This is a genomic window from Pedobacter ginsenosidimutans (assembly GCF_001442625.1).
GTDB lineage: Bacteria > Bacteroidota > Bacteroidia > Sphingobacteriales > Sphingobacteriaceae > Pedobacter > Pedobacter ginsenosidimutans.
This window is the reverse complement of the sequence record NZ_LMZQ01000001.1, coordinates 574293-595344: the sequence shown is the minus strand read 5'-3', so window position 1 is coordinate 595344 and position 21052 is coordinate 574293. Positions and strand designations below refer to the sequence as shown.

At 40.0% G+C, this 21052-nt stretch carries 14 protein-coding genes; 9 read left to right on the top strand and 5 right to left on the bottom strand.

From position 1 onward, the window contains the following. Positions 1-154 precede the first annotated feature (154 nt). The 8 genes from pelA to ASU31_RS02360 all read left to right on the top strand — a co-directional run bounded on the left by pelA (position 155) and on the right by ASU31_RS02360 (position 10933). Positions 155-1093, top strand: coding sequence for a pectate lyase (pelA, locus tag ASU31_RS02395; RefSeq protein ID WP_245224453.1), 939 nt, complete (start codon positions 155-157; stop codon positions 1091-1093). A gap of 33 nt (positions 1094-1126) precedes the next feature. Continuing rightward, the gene (locus ASU31_RS02390) at positions 1127-2659 is read left to right on the top strand and encodes a tagaturonate reductase (RefSeq protein WP_245224452.1); all 1533 of its coding nucleotides are present in this window, start codon (positions 1127-1129) and stop codon (positions 2657-2659) included. Between the two features lies 1 nt (position 2660). Further along, positions 2661-4307: a UxaA family hydrolase gene (locus ASU31_RS02385; protein ID WP_057930776.1), complete on the top strand. Its 1647-nt coding sequence runs from the start codon at positions 2661-2663 to the stop codon at positions 4305-4307. A gap of 197 nt (positions 4308-4504) precedes the next feature. After that, complete coding sequence (gene uxaC / locus ASU31_RS02380) at positions 4505-5905, top strand: glucuronate isomerase (protein ID WP_057930775.1); 1401 nt, start codon at positions 4505-4507, stop codon at positions 5903-5905. A 114-nt stretch (positions 5906-6019) separates the two neighbouring features. Next, positions 6020-7075 carry a sugar kinase gene (locus tag ASU31_RS02375; protein WP_057930774.1) on the top strand — a complete coding sequence of 352 codons (1056 nt, stop codon included), beginning with the start codon at positions 6020-6022 and terminating at the stop codon, positions 7073-7075. Then, entirely contained in the window at positions 7068-7730 is a 663-nt protein-coding gene (locus ASU31_RS02370) for a bifunctional 4-hydroxy-2-oxoglutarate aldolase/2-dehydro-3-deoxy-phosphogluconate aldolase (protein WP_209434947.1), read from the top strand. Before ASU31_RS02375 ends, ASU31_RS02370 begins: the two co-directional genes overlap by 8 nt. Positions 7731-7751: 21 nt before the next feature. Next, complete coding sequence (locus ASU31_RS02365; protein WP_057930773.1) at positions 7752-9191, top strand: MFS transporter; 1440 nt, start codon at positions 7752-7754, stop codon at positions 9189-9191. 116 nt (positions 9192-9307) lie between these two features. Then, positions 9308-10933, top strand: coding sequence for an NADP-dependent glyceraldehyde-3-phosphate dehydrogenase (locus ASU31_RS02360; RefSeq protein WP_057930772.1), 1626 nt, complete (start codon positions 9308-9310; stop codon positions 10931-10933). Between the two features lie 205 nt (positions 10934-11138). Here the strand turns inward: ASU31_RS02360 and ASU31_RS02355 are convergent, their stop codons facing one another. The 5 genes from ASU31_RS02355 to ASU31_RS02335 all read right to left on the bottom strand — a co-directional run bounded on the left by ASU31_RS02355 (position 11139) and on the right by ASU31_RS02335 (position 19727). Further along, a complete protein-coding gene (locus ASU31_RS02355; protein ID WP_057930851.1) occupies positions 11139-11879 on the bottom strand; it encodes a rhamnogalacturonan acetylesterase in 741 nt (246 codons plus the stop codon). A gap of 16 nt (positions 11880-11895) precedes the next feature. Then, a complete protein-coding gene (locus ASU31_RS02350) occupies positions 11896-12915 on the bottom strand; it encodes a pectinesterase family protein (protein ID WP_083505239.1) in 1020 nt (339 codons plus the stop codon). A gap of 71 nt (positions 12916-12986) precedes the next feature. After that, on the bottom strand, positions 12987-14633 hold the full coding sequence (locus ASU31_RS02345) for a DUF4957 domain-containing protein (protein WP_057930771.1): 1647 nt from the start codon (positions 14631-14633) through the stop codon (positions 12987-12989). A 13-nt stretch (positions 14634-14646) separates the two neighbouring features. After that, positions 14647-16491: a RagB/SusD family nutrient uptake outer membrane protein gene (locus ASU31_RS02340; RefSeq protein WP_057930770.1), complete on the bottom strand. Its 1845-nt coding sequence runs from the start codon at positions 16489-16491 to the stop codon at positions 14647-14649. A 17-nt stretch (positions 16492-16508) separates the two neighbouring features. Continuing rightward, positions 16509-19727, bottom strand: coding sequence for a SusC/RagA family TonB-linked outer membrane protein (locus ASU31_RS02335; RefSeq protein ID WP_057930769.1), 3219 nt, complete (start codon positions 19725-19727; stop codon positions 16509-16511). A gap of 264 nt (positions 19728-19991) precedes the next feature. Between ASU31_RS02335 and ASU31_RS02330 the strand changes: the two genes are divergently transcribed. Further along, positions 19992-21002 (top strand): LacI family DNA-binding transcriptional regulator, encoded by a 1011-nt coding sequence (locus ASU31_RS02330; protein ID WP_057930768.1) that lies wholly within the window; start codon positions 19992-19994, stop codon positions 21000-21002. Positions 21003-21052 lie beyond the last annotated feature (50 nt).

Genomic DNA, 21052 nt, shown 5'->3' with positions numbered 1-21052 from the left:
GACACAGACCATGGCTTCAATGATAATCCGTGCCTCAGTGGCAATAAACTAACAAACAGAAATGATGAAAATAAAAATACTGTTAACTCTCATCTGTATAAGCTCAATGCTATCGTGTTATGCGCAGCAGCCTACTGATTCTACCGCAGAAAAAATGCTTATATATCAACTCGGCAATGGTGGTTGGCCTAAGCAGTTGGAAGATAAAAGTGTGGTTAACTATGGTGCAACATTAACGCCTGAGCTTTTAGCCAGGATAAAAGCAACTAAAGATTTACACGCCACCTTCGACAATAAAGCAACCAGCAGAGAAGTGGTATATCTGGTTCAAGCTTATAAAAAAACACAGAATAGGGCTTATTTAGCTGCAGCTGAAAAAGGATTGGATTATATTTTATCCGCTCAATATGCCAATGGTGGCTGGCCCCAGTACTATCCTGATAAAGCTTTGTACCGTTCAGAAATTACTTACAACGATGATGCAATGATTAATGTGCTTAATATCTTACAAGATATTGTTACACAGAAAAACGATTTTGACGTTGTGAATCCAGCTTACATCAAAAAAGCAGAGAAAGCCATCGCAAAAGGTATCGATTGTATTATCAAAACACAGGTAAAACAGAATGGAACTTTAACCATCTGGGCTGCGCAATACGATAAAGACTCGATGTTGCCAGCAAAAGCAAGAGCATTTGAGCCGGCTTCGTTAAGCACAAGTGAATCGGCAGGTATTGTCCGTTTCCTGATGAGGCTTAAAAATCCATCACCAGAAGTAAAAAGTTCAGTCGCAGCAGCGGTGAAATGGTTCGATACCTATAAAATTGCCGGCTACCGTTTCGATAGACCGAGCGATCCTAAAACCAATATTAAAACCGCAGCCTTGGTTGCTGATAATACAGCCAATACCTGGGCGCGTTTTTACGATATGGATAAAAACACTCCGATTTTTGGAGATCGCGACAATACCATTAAAACAAAATTGGAAGAGTTAAGCCCTGAGCGGCGAAACGGCTATGCCTGGTATGGTAACTGGGGGCAAAAATTAATTGAAAAAGAATACCCGAAGTGGTTAGCCACAACCGGAAAATAGATAATTATAACCCGTCATTACCAGCAGCGCGCAATGACAGAAATTAGAAAGGCAATGATTTTAAACAAAGAGAATTTAGCAAACATTAACGGCAACAAGGTTACCAAACCAAGTGCCGAAATTTTGGCTTTACCAGAAAAAGTAATCCAGTTTGGAACAGGTGTTTTATTACGTGGTTTACCAGATTATTTTATTGATAAGGCCAACCAGAAAGGGATTTTTAATGGTCGGGTTTTAGTGGTTAAATCTACTTCAAAAGGTGGTGCAGATGCATTTTCGAAACAGGATAATTTATATACGCTTTGTGTAAAAGGTATCGAAGATGGTGTTAATGTAGAAGAAAATTCAATTAACTCTTCTATTAGCCGTGTTTTATCGGCATCGCAAGATTGGGCCGAAATTTTGAAAGCCGCCCACCAGCCAGAAATGCAGGTTGTAATATCGAATACAACGGAAGTTGGAATTGTTAAAAGTGAAGATAAAATTACCGATAACCCACCGCAATCTTACCCAGGGAAATTACTGGCGTTTTTGCACGAAAGATACACTGCTTTTAATGGTTCGGCCGAAAGCGGAATGGTGATTGTTCCAACGGAATTAATCAGTGACAATGCCGATAAATTGAAAGAAATTTTATTGGATCTGGCTATCCAGAACAAATTGGGCTGGGATTTCGAAAACTGGTTAAAAACGGCCAATCATTTCTGCAAAACTCTGGTTGATAGGATTGTTCCGGGAAAACTTCCCGAGGCAGAGCAAAAAACGATTGAAAGTGAACTGGGTTACGAAGATGAGCTCATGATTATGGCCGAACCCTTCAGACTTTGGGCAATCGAATCGTCAAGTGAAAAAGTGAAGGAGATTTTATCCTTTGAAACGGCCGATAAAGGGGTTTTTATTGTTCCATCGATCGATAAATTTAAAGAACTAAAACTTCGTTTACTTAATGGTACGCACACCATCAGCTGCGGATTGGCCATTTTAGCGGGCTTTAATACTGTAAAAGAAGCTATGGCGAATGAAGATTTCTCAGCCCATGTGTTAAAACTGATGAAAGATGAAATTGCGCCTGTTGTGGTAAACGAAGATATTACCTATGATGAAGCGATTGCCTTTGCAGAAAGCGTAATTGACCGTTTTAGCAATCCATCCTTAGAGCACCAGTGGCAGGCCATCACGCTAAACTTCACCTCAAAAATGCAGATGCGTAACATGCCGTTAATCAGAAGGTATTACGCTTTAAAGAATGAAGTTCCTCAACTTACCGCTTTAGGTGTGGCAGCTTATATCCTTTTCATGAATGTGAATAAAGATGGTGATACTTACACGGCCAGCACGAATGGAAAAACCTATCCGATACAGGATGAATTTGCAGAAATTTTATACGAATACTGGAAAAACCCTGAAACGGTTGTAGATAATACCCTTGGCGACAGACGTCTTTGGGATAAAAACCTGAATAACTATCCCGGCTTTAACGCGGCCGTAAAATCTTACGTTGATTTATTACAGAATAAGGGTGCAAAAGAAACTTTAAGTAACTTGCATTCAGAAAGAACAATTTAAAATGGTTACTAGAATTTTAAAAATCCATCCTAATGATAATGTGCTTGTTGCCCTGCAAAACCTGGCAAAAGGCGAAACCGTTATTTACGATGGGCAGGAATATATTTTACAGGATGATATCCAGGCAAAGCATAAGTTTTTTATGCAGGATATGAATGCAGGTGATCACATCATTATGTATGGCGTGCTGGTGGGGAAAGCGCAGCATTTCATCCTAAAAGGCGGCTTAATGGATACTGAAAATACTAAACATGCATCAGATCCTTATGAGTTCCGCCCGTACCATTATGAATGGCATGCCCCTGATGTTTCTAAATTTGAAGGCAGAACCTTTAACGGTTATATCCGTAGTGATGGCCGTGTGGGAACTGCAAATTATTGGTTGTTTATTCCGACCGTTTTCTGCGAAAACCGCAACCTGGATGTGATCCGTGAGGCTTTGCACAATGAATTAGGCTATGCCGTAACCGATAAATACAAATCTTATGCCCACCAACTGGTTGAGGCTTATAAAAATGGTGAAATTTTAGCAGAAGCCGACCCAAGTTCTATCGGACTGGCAAATCCAACGGCTAACCGCGTTTTTAAAAATGTTGATGGTATTAAATTCTTAAACCATCAGGGTGGCTGTGGCGGTACCCGTCAGGATGCAGCAGTGCTGAGCAAATTATTGGCCGCGTATGCCGATCATCCCAACGTTGCCGGTGTAACCGTATTAAGTTTAGGCTGCCAGAACTTACAGGTTAAAGATTTTATGGACGATTTAAAACATCGCAGTCCGAATTTCGATAAACCTTTATTCGTTTTTGAACAGCAACAATCGCAAAGTGAAGAACAATTGGTGAAAGAAGCCATCAGAAAAACCTTTATCGGCTTAACCGAAATCAATAAAATCGAACGTCAGCCTGCTCCTTTAAGCAAACTGGTTTTAGGTGTTAAATGTGGTGGTAGCGATGGTTTTAGCGGCATCAGTGCTAATCCGGCAGTAGGTTATACATCTGATTTATTGGTGGCTTTGGGCGGTACTGTACTTCTTGCCGAGTTCCCTGAGCTTTGCGGCGCAGAACAACAGTTAATCGACCGTACCAAAGACGAAACCGCTGCGCGTAAATTCATTCAATTGATGACCGCTTACAATCAATCTGCAGAAAATGTAGGCTCTGGATTTTTCATGAATCCATCGCCTGGAAATATAAAAGATGGTTTAATTACCGATGCGATTAAGAGTACTGGTGCAGCCAAAAAAGGCGGAACATCGCCAGTGGAAGATGTTTTGGATTATACCGAGCCTGCTACAAAACCAGGATTAAACCTGGTTTGCACACCAGGAAACGACGTTGAGGCCACTACAGGAAAGGCAGCATCTGGTGCAACCTTAATTTTGTTTACCACAGGTTTAGGCACACCTACCGGAAACCCGGTTTGTCCGACCATCAAAGTTTCAACCAATAATGCATTAACCAAACGCATGGGCGATATCATCGATATCAACTGCGGACCTGTGATCGAAGGTGAAAAAACCATCGAACAAATGGGAGAAGACATTTTGGAATATTGCATTAAAGCCGCCAGTGGCGAGGTAATACCTAAAGCCGTATTGCTTAATCAGGATGATTTTATTCCATGGAAACGAGGGGTGAGCCTTTAGTCGTGAGTCATAAGTCCCAAGTCTTTCGCCGTGATCTGTGTCCCCACAGACCACCAAGCGAGTAAAGCATAAATTGAGTTCCGGTCTGTGGGGACACAGACCGGGGACGGGACAAATATTATTATATAAATAAAAAATTAATAGAAGGACGTTTAGATCATCTCAAATCCATTATCTAATGTCTCAAATCACATAGCATGAAACCTTTTTTAGACGAAAATTTTCTTTTGCAAAGCAAAACTGCTGAAAAGCTTTATCACAATTTTGCAAAATCATTGCCGATTATCGACTACCATAATCACCTTATTCCAGAGCAGATTGCCAATAACACTCAGTTTGCAAACATCAGCCAGGTTTGGCTTGCGGGCGATCATTACAAATGGAGAGCTATGCGTGCCAACGGTGTTGATGAAAAATACATTACCGGTATCGGATCAGATTATGAAAAATTTGAGAAATGGGCAGAAACTGTTCCTTATACTTTACGTAATCCTTTATACCACTGGACACATCTGGAACTTCAACGCTATTTTGGTATAACTGATTTACTTTCTGGCAAAACGGCGCAGAAAATTTTCGATGAATGTTCTGCCAAACTGCAAACACCTGAGTACTCCGTACGCGGTTTGTTAGCTAAAATGAATGTGGAAGCTGTTTGTACTACGGATGACCCTTTGGATAGTTTAAACTTCCACCAGCAATTGGCGAGAGAGGGCGCAAACCTTAAAATGTTACCAGCTTTCCGCCCGGATAAAGCGATGAATGGTGACGATATTGAAGGTTTAAACGAGTATATCGGCAAATTAGAAAGCGTTGTAGATAAAACAATCAGTAGCTTTCAGGATTATATCGATGCTTTAAAAAGCCGTCACGATTACTTTGCGGCAAATGGATGTTCAGTTTCTGATCATGGTTTAGAACAGATTTACGCAGAAGATTATACAGAAGCAGAAATCGCATCAATTTTTGATAAAATCCGCAGTAAACAACATATTTCTTACGAGGAAAACCTGAAATTTAAATCGGCTATGCTGATTTATTTTGCAGAGTGGGATCATGAAAAAGGTTGGGTACAGCAATATCACCTGGGTGCATTGCGTAACAACAATGCCCGGATGTTAAGACAGTTAGGCCCCGATACTGGGTGGGATTCAATCGGCGATTTTAGCCAGGCCAGAATGCTTTCTAAATTCTTAAACCGTTTAGATAATCAGGATAAACTGGCAAAAACCATTATCTACAACCTTAACCCAGCCGATAATGAATTAATTGCAACCATGATCGGAAATTTTAACGATGGTTCGGTTGCGGGTAAAGTACAATTCGGCTCGGCATGGTGGTTTTTAGATCAGAAAGATGGCATGATCAAACAATTAAATGCATTATCAAACATGGGGCTGCTAAGCCGTTTGGTGGGTATGCTTACCGATTCGCGCAGTTTTCTTTCTTTTCCGCGCCACGAATATTTCAGGCGAATTGTTTGCAACCTGTTTGGAGAAGACATCGAGAACGGCGAATTGCCAAACGACTTGGAGTGGGTTGGCAAAATTGTTCAGGATATTTCGTACTTTAACGCAAAAAATTACTTTAAATTTTAACTAAAATAGGGCTTTAAAGAGGTATTTCGTTGGAATCAAATCATTTCAATCGTTTTCCTTCCATTTTCATACCGTTGTAGAAAACAGCATGAAATACGCCGATTAGATACAAAAATGAGCACCCAAATATTCGCTTCATCAAAAAAAGGAGAAAAAGTTTTAAGCTTTGGTGAAATACTTTTGCGCATCTGTCCCGATATGGACGGCCAGTGGTTAAAAGAAAATAAACTACCATTTTATGTAGGCGGCGCAGAGCTGAATGTAGCAACGGCACTGGCACTTTGGAATGTTCCTTCAACTTACTTATCGGCTGTGCCTGATAATTCGGTAACCAGAGAGATTGTAGATTATCTTGATGCAAGGAAAATTGATACTACACCAATGGTTTATCATGGCGAACGTTTGGGTTTATACTATCTTCCGAAAGGGAAAGACCTTAAAAATGCAGGCGTAATTTACGATAGGGCTAATTCGGCCTATGCCGATTTAAAGGTTGGACAGATAAACTGGGATGAAGTTTTCGATGGCGTGAGCTGGTTTCATTTTAGCGCCATATGCCCAGCAATAAATCAATCTATTGCCGATGTTTGCTTAGAGGCTTTAAAAGCGGCAAGTGCAAAAAATATTACCATTTCGCTCGATTTAAACTATCGCGCCAAGCTATGGAAATATGGTAAAGATCCGATTGATGTGTTACCCGAATTGGCTCAATATTGCACCCTGATTATGGGCAATGTGTGGGCCGCCAATAAAATGTTGGGTACTGCACTTCACGAGGATTTAACACCAACTGAGGGTTATGCAAAGGAAACGTTACTGCAACAGGCAACAGATACTTCTAAAGAAATATTAAGTTTGTTTCCGTCTTGCAAGGTGGTTGCAAATACTTTCAGGTTCGATCATGGTAAAGGTATCAGGTATTATACTGCCATTTATACTGCCGATGAATTAACAGTTTCTGAAGAATATGTTTCTGAAGAAATTTTAGATAAGGTGGGTAGTGGCGATTGTTTTATGGCTGGCCTAATTTATGGCTTTTACAACCAGTTGTCAGCCAAAGAAACCTTGAATTTTGCCACCGCAGCAGCATACGATAAATTATACATTCCAAGCGATGCTACAACCAGTACCGTAGCCGATATAGAAAAAAGAATAATACGCAATGATTAGCAACAAGCACAAAATTTTAGATGCCATTTTAGAGCAGGGCATGTTACCCCTTTTTTACCAGGATAGCGAATCGGGTAGCGTAGAAATATTACGTACTTTGTATAAAGCCGGTGTTCGTGTTTTCGAATATACCAACCGAGGCAAATCGGCCTTGCCGAACTTTAAAAAGTTGAAAGAAATCCGTGATGCAGAGATGCCAGATCTTTATTTGGGTATTGGAACTATTAAAACGCCTGCCGATGCAAATGCATTTATCGAAGCCGGAACAGATTTTATTGTGGCACCGATCGTAAATCCGGCAGTTGCCGAAATTGCAAACAAAATTGGTATGCTTTGGATTCCAGGTTGTATGACGCCGACCGAAATCAGTGTTGCGCAAGAACACAAAGCGATGCTGATCAAAATTTTCCCTGCCAATATTTTAGGCCCTGAATTTATTTCATCAATTAAAGACCTTTTCGCTGGACAGCTGTTTATGCCAACTGGTGGTGTAGAAATTAATGCCGACAACCTAAAAACCTGGTTTAAATCAGGCGTTTGTGCCGTAGGCATGGGCAGCAAATTAATCAGTAAAGACGTGATGAGTAAAGGTCTCTATGAGGAGTTATTCGACAATACAAAATTAGCGCTTGACTTAATTCAGAAGAGCAAATAAAAATTTAACACACCTAACCAAATGAACCAACCCAAAACAAGCAAATACAGATGGACCATATGTTTGCTGTTATTTCTAGCTACGACCATAAATTATTTAGACAGGCAGGTACTTTCGTTAACCTGGACAGATTTTATTAAACCTGAATTTCATTGGGATAATAATGATTATGGAAATATTACTGCCCTGTTCTCTATTTTCTATGCAATATCGATGCTTTTTGCGGGGCGTTTGGTTGATAAACTAGATACCAAAAAAGGCTTTTTATGGGCAATAGGCGTTTGGTCTGTTGGAGCTTGTTTACATGCCTTCTGTGGTATAGCTACGGCAGGGATTATCAATGGAAACTGGTTTGTAGGATTTGAGGGTGCCAAAGAAGTTATTGCCCGTATTAACGATACAGGATTAATTGTTTCAGTAAGTGTAACCCTGTTTATTTTTGCCCGTTTTGTATTGGCTGTTGGGGAGGCAGGAAATTTTCCCGCAGCGATTAAAGCTACAGCTGAGTACTTCCCTAAAAAAGACAGGGCATTTGCAACCAGTATTTTTAATGCAGGAGCTACTGTAGGTGCACTAGCTGCACCGATTACCATTCCTTTTATTGCAAAAGCTTATGGATGGGAAATGTCGTTCATTATTATCGGTGCACTGGGTTTTGTATGGATGGGACTATGGGTGTTTGTATATAACAAACCAGAGTTGCATAAAAGAGTTAGTCCTGAAGAGTTGGCTTATATTCAGCAGGATGTGATCAACGACCGTAAAATGGCTGATTATGTAGAAGAGACTAAAGAAAAAGTTTCTTTTATCGACTGTTTTAAATATAAACAGACATGGGCTTTTGCTTTTGGTAAATTTATGACAGATGGGGTGTGGTGGTTCTTTTTATTCTGGACACCTGCCTATTTAAAATCGGTTTATGGAATGGATTCTACGCAAAGTGCCCTTCCGTTATTTGTACTTTACATGATTACCTTACTGTCAATTATCGGCGGATGGTTACCAACCTATTTCGTTGATAAAAAAGGCATGAACCCGTATGAAGGTAGAATGAGAGCGATGCTGATTTTTGCATTTTTTCCGCTTTTAGCCTTAGCTGCACAACCTCTCGGACACATTACCTATTGGATTCCGGTAATCATTATCGGTATTGCAGGTGCAGCTCACCAGGCATGGTCGGCAAATATATTTTCAACCGTAGGCGATATGTTCCCTAAAAAGGCGATTGCTACCATTACAGGTATTGGTGGGATGGCCGGTGGACTGGGTTCTTTCATTATCAATAAAGGCTCTGGTTTATTGTTTGATTATACAGGCAAAAACGAGATTGTTTTTATGGGCTTTAAAGGTGAAGAAGCAGGTTATTTTATTATCTTCTCTATCTGTGCGGTATGTTACCTTATCGGCTGGACTGTAATGAAAACCTTAGTGCCAAAATATAAAGTTATCGAACTAAAATAATTTAAAGGCCGAGGCTTAAGGAGCATAAGCAATCCTGATACCCGGCCTTTTTACAACAATAAATCTATACTTAAACTATAGACTTAACATTAATTTAACCCTAACAACAACCCAAATTGAGTACATCGCTAAACCTCGAAAGTATTTTCGTTGAAGAGAGCCAGATTCCAGATGAATTTAGGCTCAAGGAAGAAATCAATCAAAAAGAGTTTCTTTCAAATGGAGAGATGAAACCATGGAATGGACCATTTAATGAAGTGTTTTCTCCGGTATGCGTAAAAACCCCCGAAGGCTTAAAACGAAAGCGTATTGGCAGTTTCCCTGTTTGTACAGAAAAAGAGTCGACAGAAGCTTTAGATGCAGCTGTAGCGGCTTATGATAACGGACGTGGACAATGGCCAACCATGAGCGTTGCTGATCGGATTAGCTGTGTAGAAAACTTCACTCATAAAATGATTGAGCAAAAAGAAATTGTTGCGAAATTGATTATGTGGGAAATTGGAAAATCTTATGCCGATTCGGTTAAAGAATTCGACCGTACGGTTGAGTATATTTATGCCACCATCGATGCACTAAAAGATATCGACAGGCAATCATCACGTTTTGAAATCGAGCAGGGAATTGTTGCTCAGGTTCGCCGTTCTCCGCTGGGTGTGGTTCTTTGTATGGGGCCGTTCAACTATCCGTTAAACGAGACTTTTACTACGCTTATCCCGGCTTTGATTATGGGCAATACGCTTTTATTCAAACCACCTAAACATGGAACTTTATTGCACTATCCTTTATTGGAAGCTTTCCGTTCCAGCTTCCCTAAAGGTGTTGTAAATACCATTTATGGCCGCGGTAATACCATTGTGCCTGGATTAATGAAATCGGGAAAAATTAATGTACTTACTTTAATAGGATCGAGTAAAGTAGCGAACGAACTGAAAAAACTGCACCCTAAAGTAAACCGTTTAAGAGCAATTTTAGGTCTGGATGCTAAAAATGCTGCAATCATTACTAAAGATGCCAATCTGGATTTAGCGGTTTCTGAAACTGTTTTAGGTTCGCTTTCTTTTAACGGACAGCGTTGTACTGCGATCAAAATCGTTTATGTTCACCGCAGTTTAGCACAGGAGTTTTTAAAACGTTTATCTGCCGAAGTAGAGAAACTGAAATTTGGTATGCCATGGGAGAAAGGCGTAAACCTTACACCGCTGCCCGAGCTGAACAAGCCTGAGTACTTAAAAGAATGTATTGATGATGCAGTTTCGCATGGCGCTAAAGTGATCAATAAAAATGGTGGACAAACCTTAGAAACTTTCGTTTATCCAGCCATTATGTACCCGGTAAACAGCAATATGAAACTATACCGCGAAGAGCAGTTTGGTCCGATTGTTCCTGTTGTTCCGTTTGATGATCTGGAAGAACCTATCGAATATTTAATTGGTTCGCCACACGGCCAGCAGGTGAGTATTTTTAGTAATAACGCTGCGGTAATTTCTTCATTGATCGATCCTTTGGTTAACCAGGTAAGTCGTGTAAATATCAACTGCCAATGTCAGCGAGGTCCAGACGCTTTCCCTTTTACTGGTCGTAAAGACAGTGCTGAAGGAACGCTTTCTGTAGTGGATGCATTGCGTTCGTTCTCGATCCGTTCGTTGGTAGCAACCAAATTTACTGACGATAATAAAAAGTTATTGAACGAAATTGTTAAAGGAGACGATTCGAACTTCTTAAGTACGAAGTATATTTTCTAATTAGAAGTTTTACAAAAACTAAGCCGCAGATTCGCAGATTAAAAATCTATGAATTTGCGGCTTTTATCATGTGTTATAGTCCTCGTTTGTAACGAGGATTACTGAGTGCCGCATTTGTAATGCGAGGTATTGTAATTACATCTCGGCGATATAATCGCTATTCTCATACATCCTCGTTGCAAACGAGGACGATTCCCGCCGTATTTTACTTCAAACTCTTCATCAAGTTCAACTTTAACTCTTTAATCCCCTTCACCACTAAACCCGCAACTTGTTTAGCCCCTTCAGGGCTTAAATGCGTATTGTCTTTTTTGCCATTTGGGTAGTTCACATTTCCCGAATCAACGTAATTGAATAATTTAATGGACGGCTCTTCACCTAAGCGGTTTAATAAACTTTCGGTTTTCACCAGCATATCAATCAAAGGAACATTTAACGAATCAGCTACCTGACGGGTTATGCGTGGATAATCGCCATGTGAATCCATCAAAACTCCATTTTTAAAGCTTCTGCGCGAAATTGGCGTAAGTAAAACAGGAAATGCTTTTTTACTTCTGGTTTCTTTTACATAATTAACCAGATTGATCTTGAAATCTGCTAAGGATACACCGACAGCTGGTTTATCAACTTTCTCATCATTGTGACCAAATTCGATGAAAACATAATCTCCGGGGTTTAACTCAGCCAATATTGGATCCCAGCGTTTCTCTGCCCTGAAAGATTTTGTACTCCTTCCGTTCAAAGCCCGGTTATCAACCGTAACATCAGCTTTGAAATAAGACTGTAATGCCATGCCCCAGCCTGTTTCCGGATACGCTTTTTCTTCTTTATTAGCTGCGGTAGAGTCGCCAATGATATAGAGTTTTGTTTTCTTTTGAATGAATGTAAAAGAAAATAAAATAGCTATAGTTCCAGCCGCCAAAATTTTAAAGAAATTCTTGTTCATGTTTTTATCAGTTATTTTATTTGGCTGGATTCCATTGATCTGCTCCACCTAATATATTTTCTAAAGTATAGTTTTTTGCCTCTTTATCTGTTAATTGTTTTGTCCAGGGTAACCTTGTTTTAGGTGACGCACCATCGCCCTTACTTTTATATTCTGCATAAAAAACGGTCAATTCCTTATTTGGGAACATCAGATCGCCTTTCCATGGATTCCAACCTTCGGGCAAAATATGTTTCCCCAGATCGCAGCTAATGAATACCGTTTTTGCATAAGGCCTCCATGGCCTGCCGAGATAAGCTTTCGTTACAGTTTCATCTGCAATGAGCATACAATTTATAAAAACAAATCCAAACTTTTGCCGGGCCGAGGTTGATGCTGCTGTAACATATGAGTCACTTAAGTTTTTGATGGTGCAATGTTGAAAAATAACAGTAGCCTTGCCGAAAATAAAATCGGTTGTGCCTTCAATATAACAATCCTGATAGTATTGCCGGCTATTTTCAATCGCGGCATACAGCGTATCCTGATTGCCCAAAAATCTGCAGTTTTTTGCTTTAAAACGATCGCCTTCTACATGTAAGGCTACGGCCTGTCCAACTCTTCCAGATGAATTGATAATGGTTAAATTTTCAAGCTGGATATCATTTCCCTGAACAAGTACGGTAAATGAGGTATAGGTGCTGAACTTGGGATTGCCAAAAGCATCATTACCCAGAGGATTTGGCTTTCCTGAATAATCACCAAAGGTAATAATTGTTTTTTCGACATCTTCTCCGATAATCGAAATCCTGATCTTCCAAGAAGGAATAATCAGCTTCTCTTTATAGGTTCCATTTTTAACATAAATTTTAACTTCTTTCTCCCCTAAATCCCTCACCGAATTTACGGCTTCCTGAATGGTTTTGTAATTTCCGCTGCCATCCTGCGCAACGGTTATTTCAGAAGGATATTTGGGGTCCTGGGCACGGAGATAAAGAAAGGGAGTGGTAACTAAAACAAGTATTGCAATAAACTTCAGATAGGATATTCTTGTCATTCTCTTCGATTAAATTACAGCATAAAGTTCATTAAAAAAGGGCAGATTAAAAACCTGCCCTATAACTTTTGTTAATATGTCCACCTTGGATCGCCGATCGGGCCTCCGGTGCTTCCCGCACTTCTTAAAGGCGAACCTAAAGCTAAAGTAAAATCAGCTGTTGTGGCTGTCCAGCCTGTATTGATAGATTGGTTACTAGCTAAAGTTGCTGTTCCAAAGGTTAGTGCTGTTCCGCCTGTTAGGGCGCTGAACAGGTTGAAGTAATTACTGTTAGAAATCTTCAATGTACTTCCTGCACCTGTGCCCCTAATGACAGCAGCGTTAACCGTACCAGATTTTGGCGTATTGGCAAAAATGCTGTTCAGAATGGTAAAGTTGATTGGGTTTGCATTTGCATCTAACAGCGCGTATTTAGCATTGCCGCCAAAACCATTAAAGGTCGAATTCGTGATGGCAACTGTTGGTATCACATCTCCTGCATAAGTGGTGCTTGCAGTAACCAGACCAGGACCAGCATTGTAAAAAGTAGATTTAGATATGGTAAGGGTATTAAACTGCATTTTATTTACGTGGAAAGTATAATAAGCAGATGAGCCATTTAAGCCCATGTCGTAAACAATCGAATTATTAACCGTAATACCTGTGATTTTAAAATCGCGGGCGGCAGTGCCTCTATCACCTCTTAAAAACGAAGTTATAGAGCCGTGCGCAATACAGTTATCTACCACTACATTAGTAAAAGTTGCTGCTGCACCATTGGCTGCCTGTGTGCCAATAAAATTAATGAAATAAAGTGATGCACTGGCTGTTCCATCAAACTCGATGCCTGAAAGGGTTACGCCTGCTCCTGTGCCCTCTAAATCAATTTCCCTATAATTTACCTTTGTATCGGTTGGGTTGCCTGATGTTGATTTTATGGTAATGGTTTTTTGGGTGATGAAAGTGGTTGCCGACAAGGTATAGGTACCTGGGTTTAAACCGATAATTGCGCCATTTGTTGCGCTCGCTATTGCAGCTGCCAGATCATCACCAGGATTTAATTTTACCGTATATGTAGTTGGTGCAAGGGTAGTAAAAGTGGCAATCCCTTTGCTTTTCGTTCCTGCAAACAGTTCGGCAGTATATTTTGTTCCAGCTGTTAATCCTGCTATGGCTTTTAATCCAGCCGAGGCATCAGTAGTACTCAAGGCTACCGTGGTTGCCGTTCCGCTTTCAGGGGTTAAAACAATGGATGTTAACCCAACGGTTGGGGTATAACGCAGTGTAACGTTATTCTCTTTAATTTCATTATCTCTGATGGCCGTAAAAAGTTGAATCCCGGTTAACTGAAAAACGCTGCTACGTATATATTTCGATTCAGGCTGGCTTTCAGTTGCACTGGCTTTAACCCTTGCATAATATTTGGTTCTTACTGCTAAATTCTCTTCAGTTACCGTTACACCGGCCGTATCGGCTGTAGTGGTGTAATTTACAGTAGCAAACAGCGAATCTGTTGAGAAATCGATACTGTATTTAAAGGTTTTACCTGTCGACATTAATGGAACTGTCCAGGTTAATTTCGCAGAAGTTTCGCCAGTGGTAATTTTTACATCGCTTGGCTTAAATATCCGCGCAGGTTCTGTTGGAACATCTTCTTCCTTTTTACAAGAAGAAATTATTACAACCATCAATAATAAAACGACGAATTTAAACCCCAATTGATTTATAAATGTTTTCATAATTAATATCTAGTTAATAACCAAAGTTTTGAGCCATATTCGGATTTTCGATCAATGTTGTTTTAGGATATGGGAAAAGTTCCTTTTTATTTGCTTCGAAGTAAAAAGCAATTCCTGTTGAAGTGCTGGTTATGGAGTTTTCTTCTGTAACAGCCTTTCTCCAGTTTTTAGTGGTATAACCGCTCGGGGCTGTTGAAGTGTTTAATCCTGGCGAGGCAAACACATTATTTGGTACACCACCATAGAGATCGAGTGTGGCTACTTCGTTTACGCTCGTTCCCAACAGGTAATTTCCCTCTTTGGCATAAACATAATTCGGTACACTGATATAATCGCCGGTCCCTGCAATCAAAGCACGTATTTTAGTGCGTGTTTCTTCAAATTTACTGCCTAATAAATTCCAGCGGATTAAATCATATTTACGGATGCCCTCCCCTCCAAATTCCAATAACCTTTCTTTTACAATAGCAGTAAAAAAGCCGTTTTTATCCATTGGTGTTACCGGGATCTGACCTTCAAAACCAGCATAGGCACGTTTCTGTACTTCTTGCAAGGCATTAACTGCTGTAGCAGATGGTGCGCCGTTAATTTCATTATCAGCCTCTGCGTACATTAACAGTATATCGGCAAAACGTAACATTGGCCAGTTTACCCCAAAAGTTTGAGCAGCAGAAGAGTTGTTAAAAGCTGTCCATGATTTGCGGAATTTTCCATCCGTCATGTTAAACAGGGTATTGATAATTTTCTTTGATGTTGCGGTAATTTCGAAAACACCGATAGTTACATCTCTGCGGCAATCTTTGGTAACATCAAATTCGTAAAAGTAAGTGGGGATAGCATTCATCCCGCCACCACCTGAGCCAAAAGTAGAAGCAGAGTTAAAACGGATACCATTGTAATAGCCTAGTTTACTATCAGTAGAAGCATTGCCACCAAAAGCAGCCACTTCAAACATCAGCTCGTGTGCGTCATCATAGCGGGTTGTGGTATGCAATGTCTTGAATACATTTTCATAAACCGGATTCAGGCTATGTTCCGAACGGTGGTTCATAATATCCAAACACTCATCAAAAGCAATTTTATAATAAGTTAAATAATCAGCACTGCGCTCCATGGTATGGTTGGCCGACCTTAGCGAATAACCGCCTCTGGCTAAAGCAATACGGGCCCTTAAGCCTTTAATTGCACCTTTGGTATAACGGAAACTGCCGTATTCTGTGATTCCACTTCTCCATGGCACCAGGTCCTCAGCCATTTTTAAATCCGCGATGATCCGATCATAGGTTTTATTGCGGTCTACATTTGGGCCATACAAAGTTTCGGCATCTGCAGAAGGCACAAAAGACGCAGGAACATCACCCCAGTTACGGATCAATTCATAAAGAAATTGTGCTCTTAATGTTAAAGCTTCACCATAATAGCGTTTCATAATCGTTTTGTCAGCCTCAGAACCGTTAGTATAAAGACTAGAGGCCGGAATAAATTTGATACAGATGTTTGCACGCTCTACGCCTGCATATAATTGTAAAAATGGGTTGATTAGATCGGTGTTGTCTGAACTTGCACCATACATGCTGATTCCCCTACGATCGGAAGAACTATAACTCCCCGAGGTTTTAAAATCATCGGCGGTTAAACCAAATAATGTAGATATGCGGCTTCCATAACCATTATCGCCACAAAGACGGTTGTAAACTGCAATAATTGCTGCATTGGTATTGGCTGTACTTTCAAAAACAACATCCGGACTGGAAGTTGATGGTGATTGTACATCTAAATATTTTTTACAAGAAGTAGTTATGCTCAATGCTCCAACAGCAATTACCATTAAAGCCGATTTTATAAATTTATTGTTCATTTTCTTTAATGTTGAGGTTAAAATACCATGTTTATACCAGCAAGGATATATCTGCTGCGCGGATAAGCAGCGTAATCTATACCTGGCGTAAGTGGATTCGATCTGCGGGTGTTTGCTTCAGGATCATAACCTGTATAGCCCGTTATCGTATATAAATTATTAACTGTTCCGTATACCCTTAATTTTGAAATGAAACCTGTTTTTCTAATCAAACTTTGTGGCAGTGTATAACCCAATGTTACATTGCTGATTCTTAAAAACGAGCCATTTTCAATAGCGTAAGAAGTTAAGGCATAGTTCCCCCCTGTTGGTGTCCATAAGGAAGTATTGGCGTTCATGGCAGTTAATAATGCCGGATCTGTTACCTTTACACCATTGGCATCAAAGTTCTGCCAGCGATCGTTCATCACAGCAAGTAAATTGTTGTCTTTTACGTTGTATTGCGAGGTAAACTCTATTTTGTTTGCGTTGTACACCTTGCTTCCGTAACTAAAATTTACAAATACAGTTAAATCGAAGTTTTTATAGGCAAACTGATTGTTGAAACCGCCGGTGAATTTTGGCTGCGCTGTACCTAAAACCGTTCTGTCGTCATCCCCAATCATCATACTTGATGAAGATGATAGTTTTTGAACCTTCATGTCGCCTGGCTGAGGATCACGGTTACCCAATAATACCCTGCTATTTGCAACAGTTGGCTTAAGTGTATAGGTATAAGCACCGGTAGTTGTGTTTTGTACATAGGTAAAATCATCAACGGTGTAACGTCCATCAGAAACGAAACCGTAAAACTGACCTACAGGCTGGCCTACTTCGACTTTAAAATCGCCCAAACTGTTTACCCAGCCTGATTGGGTGATGTAAGAATTTACACCGTTTTGCAGTTCGACAATTTTATTCTTGTTAAATGAAATATTGAAACTGGTGTTGTAGCTAAAGTTTTTGGTTTTAATGGCCTGATAATTCAATTGCAGCTCGAAACCAGTATTTTGGGTTTTACCCACATTTTGCTGTTGTGTTGGATAGCCGGTAGTGGGGGGAACATTTGCATTTAAAAGCAGGTTTTTAGTTCTGTTGTCATAATAATCTAAATTAAGTGATAACTTGTTTTTAAATAAATCGATATCGATACCCAGGTTTTTAGAAATGTTGGTTTCCCAGGTAATGTTGGGGTTAGATAAAATATTCGCGGTGATTAAGCCGGTAGATATAGCACCATCAGTATCTGCATATCCACCAGTAATGGAGTTTTGATAAAACAATGTTCTAAATAAATCCTGACCGATGCGGTTGTTCCCAGCTGCACCATAACTAAACCTAACTTTAAAGTTATCTAACCAATCGAGGTTCATGTCTTTTACAAATTTCTCTTCCGTTACCCTCCAGGCTACCTGCGCCGATGGGAAATAACCCCATTGTTTCCCTGCCGCAAATAACGAAGAAGCATCTGTTCTAAAATTCACGGTGGCCAGGTATTTATTTTTAAAACCGTAAGAGGCCCTGCTAAATATCGAAAACTGTCTGGTGCCAGAAATCAGTGAAGTTGGCCTGTCCTGAATGGTATTCGCCGGAGCGCTGCTCACAAAAGCATCATCAGGAGAGATGTTGATCGGTAAAAATTTAAGTACTGTTGTTCTCGAATCGATATCGACCATGTTGATTTCCTGGCCTACCAATAAATCTAAACTATGGTCTTTACCGAGATTTGGTTTATAGTTAATGGTGTTGGTATTGATAAAAGATTTTTGTGCTACCGTGTCCAGTTGGATAGCAGGTAAACCCGCATTGTTCCTGGCTACGTTACTTACCGGGCCATTAAAAGTATTAACGTGCCTGTTAGTTCGGTTGTAACCAACGGTACTCTTTATCGTTAAGTTTTTAAGAATCGAATATTGTACATAACCGCTCGAAATTAAATCGTTGCGGTAATCATATTTCAATTCCTGGTTGGCCAAAGTAATTGGATTGGTTAGTCCAGTGGTTAAATAATCTGCATCGAACAAATCGCCAGAATCGCTTCCGCCAGAGTAGGGCTGATAACGCACCGAGTTTCTTAAACGGTTGGTACCTTGCGAGCCTGTAGAGCTTGTTCCCACCCCATCAATACGCTGACCGCTGTAACGGGCATTTAGGCCAACCCTGAGTTTGTCTGAAAATTTATGGTCCAAACGCATCGAAGCAAAAGTTCTCCTATAACCAGAGTTAAGCATAATGCCATCTTCTTTTGTATTATTTACCGAAACATTGTAAGTGGTTTTAGAAGTACCGCCTGACAGATTTAAAACTTCGGTATTGCTCCATGCCTGACGGCCGAAAACTTTGTCCTGCCAATCGATATTTGGAATATTTTTGTAAATGTCCAGATCTTCAAAAGTGCCATATTTTTTGGTAAAAGTATCTTTTACATCCTGATTGGTGTTGTTATTGTAGAGTTCATATTGATATTTGATAAACTCATAAGGATTCATCACATCCAGTTCATTTACAATCTGTCGTGCACCCGCATAAGCATCAAACGAAACAATCGGTCTTCCTTTTTTACCACTTTTTGTGGTAATGATAACCACTCCGTTAGCACCTCTACTGCCATAAATCGATGTTGATGCCACGTCTTTTAAAACATCAATAGATTGAATCTCGTTTGGCGATAAAATAGACAATGCATTTTCTACCTGGATCCCATCTACAATATAAAGGGGAGAATTATCACCAGTAAGGGAACTACCACCCCGTACTTTAATAACGATTTCGGCGCCTGGGCTTCCTTCTGTTGTGGTAACCGATACCCCTGCCAGTTTCCCGGCTAATGCCTGCGCAGCTGTACTCACGGGAAATTGATCAATATCTTTCCCTGTAATAGAAGAAACGGAGCCTGTTAAAGCCTCTTTACGCACCGAACCGTAACCGATGTTTACGGTAACCTCTTGTAAAGTGTTGGCATCTTCTTCAAGTGTTATATCTATTTTATTTTGCTCTCCTACAGCAACATTTTTTGTTTTATAACCTACATAGGTAAAAATTAGGGTAGCACCTTTGGCCGGAATGGTAATTTTGTAAACTCCATTCGCATCAGTACTCGCTCCAATTTTCGAATCCTTTATCGATACACTCACGCCTATTAGTGGCTGCCCATCAGATTTATCCTTTACAGTTCCTGTTAATTGTCTGTTTTGTGCTTGGGCAACAGATAATCCAAAAAAAAAGAGAAGTGCTAAAAAGAGTAAAACTCTGCTCATAGTTATTTATTTATTTGAAGTAATTTGGTTTTTTAAGATGCTGCAATCGCTTGCAGATAGAATATAATTCTATTTCGGGATGTTATAGTTAGTTTATATTTGGTTACGTTGATGTAACAATTTTACAAACTAAAAAGCAATTGAAACCAGATTTAACTAAAAAACTGTGCAAACGTTCCCAAAAACGTAGATGCGACGTTTATTAATGTTGCTCATCCAATCCCCTTAAAGAGATATTTTTTGTAACTTGTACGCATTACGAAAATGAGATTTGAAACATCTACCATAAAGGATATTGCTAAAGCGTTGGGACTGTCTACTTCAACAGTCTCAAGGGCTTTAAGAGACCGTTACGAAATTAGTGAGGAAACTAAAAAACTGGTTTTGGCTTATGCCGAAAAGGTTAATTACCGAGCTAATCCAATCGCCAGAAGTTTAAAGGAGCGCCGTAGCTATTCTATCGGCATTATTGTGAGCGAAATTGCCAACAACTTTTTTTCTCAGGTGATTAATGGCATTGAATCAATTGCTTATGATAAAGATTATCACGTCATCATCTCTCAAAGTCACGAATCTTACAAACAGGAGAAGCTGAATGTTGAGCACCTTGCATCACGTTCTATCGATGGTTTATTGATCGCGCTATCATCTGAAACGCAGGATATCGATTATTTAAGGGATCTGTACGCCAAGGGCTTACCAATTGTTTTTTTTGATCGTGTGCCTAAAGATTTTGAAACCCATAAGGTAATCGCAAATAATTTTAAGGGCTCTTTTGATGCCACAGAACATCTTATTTTATCTGGAAAAAGAACCATTGCCCATTTAACAAATTCCGAAAACCTTTCGATAACAAAAGAAAGGTTAGAAGGTTATAAAGCCGCCTTGATTAAATACCATATCGAATTTAGACCTGAGCTGGTTAAATATTGCCAGCATGGCGGTATGCACAGCGCAGAGCTGGAACAGGCGGTTAAAGAACTTTTGCCGTTACAGCCAGATGGGATTTTTATTTCGAGCGATCGCTTAACTACCGGTTGTATTATGGCCCTAAAGAAAACCAATCCTGAGGTGGCACATAAAATCGCAATCGCGGGTTTTACCAATTCAAACTTAGTCGAATTATTTTCGCCTTCCCTAACCTCGGTTAAACAACCCGCATTTGAAATGGGACAGGTGGCTACCGAACTTTTAATCTCCATGATAGAAGCCAAAAGACCCGTAACTGAGTTTGAAACCAAGGTTTTGGATACTGAGCTGGTGAAGAAGCGGTGAGCATTTGTGCAAGGCGTTTACTGGTATGCGGCTGATGTACGGCAGGCTAA

Bases quoted from the DNA above. Each gene is read 5' to 3' on its own strand.
- ASU31_RS02370 (WP_209434947.1), top strand. From the start codon at position 7,068: ATGATTAGCAACAAGCACAAAATTTTAGATGCCATTTTAGAGCAGGGC.
- ASU31_RS02345 (WP_057930771.1), bottom strand. From the start codon at position 14,633: ATGAAAACATTTATAAATCAATTGGGGTTTAAATTCGTCGTTTTATTA.
- ASU31_RS02350 (WP_083505239.1), bottom strand. From the start codon at position 12,915: ATGACAAGAATATCCTATCTGAAGTTTATTGCAATACTTGTTTTAGTT.
- ASU31_RS02355 (WP_057930851.1), bottom strand. From the start codon at position 11,879: ATGAACAAGAATTTCTTTAAAATTTTGGCGGCTGGAACTATAGCTATT.
- pelA (WP_245224453.1), top strand. From the start codon at position 155: ATGCTTATATATCAACTCGGCAATGGTGGTTGGCCTAAGCAGTTGGAA.
- ASU31_RS02385 (WP_057930776.1), top strand. From the start codon at position 2,661: ATGGTTACTAGAATTTTAAAAATCCATCCTAATGATAATGTGCTTGTT.
- ASU31_RS02330 (WP_057930768.1), top strand. From the start codon at position 19,992: ATGAGATTTGAAACATCTACCATAAAGGATATTGCTAAAGCGTTGGGA.
- ASU31_RS02375 (WP_057930774.1), top strand. From the start codon at position 6,020: ATGAGCACCCAAATATTCGCTTCATCAAAAAAAGGAGAAAAAGTTTTA.
- ASU31_RS02340 (WP_057930770.1), bottom strand. From the start codon at position 16,491: ATGAACAATAAATTTATAAAATCGGCTTTAATGGTAATTGCTGTTGGA.
- ASU31_RS02390 (WP_245224452.1), top strand. From the start codon at position 1,127: ATGACAGAAATTAGAAAGGCAATGATTTTAAACAAAGAGAATTTAGCA.
- uxaC (WP_057930775.1), top strand. From the start codon at position 4,505: ATGAAACCTTTTTTAGACGAAAATTTTCTTTTGCAAAGCAAAACTGCT.
- ASU31_RS02335 (WP_057930769.1), bottom strand. From the start codon at position 19,727: ATGAGCAGAGTTTTACTCTTTTTAGCACTTCTCTTTTTTTTTGGATTA.
- ASU31_RS02365 (WP_057930773.1), top strand. From the start codon at position 7,752: ATGAACCAACCCAAAACAAGCAAATACAGATGGACCATATGTTTGCTG.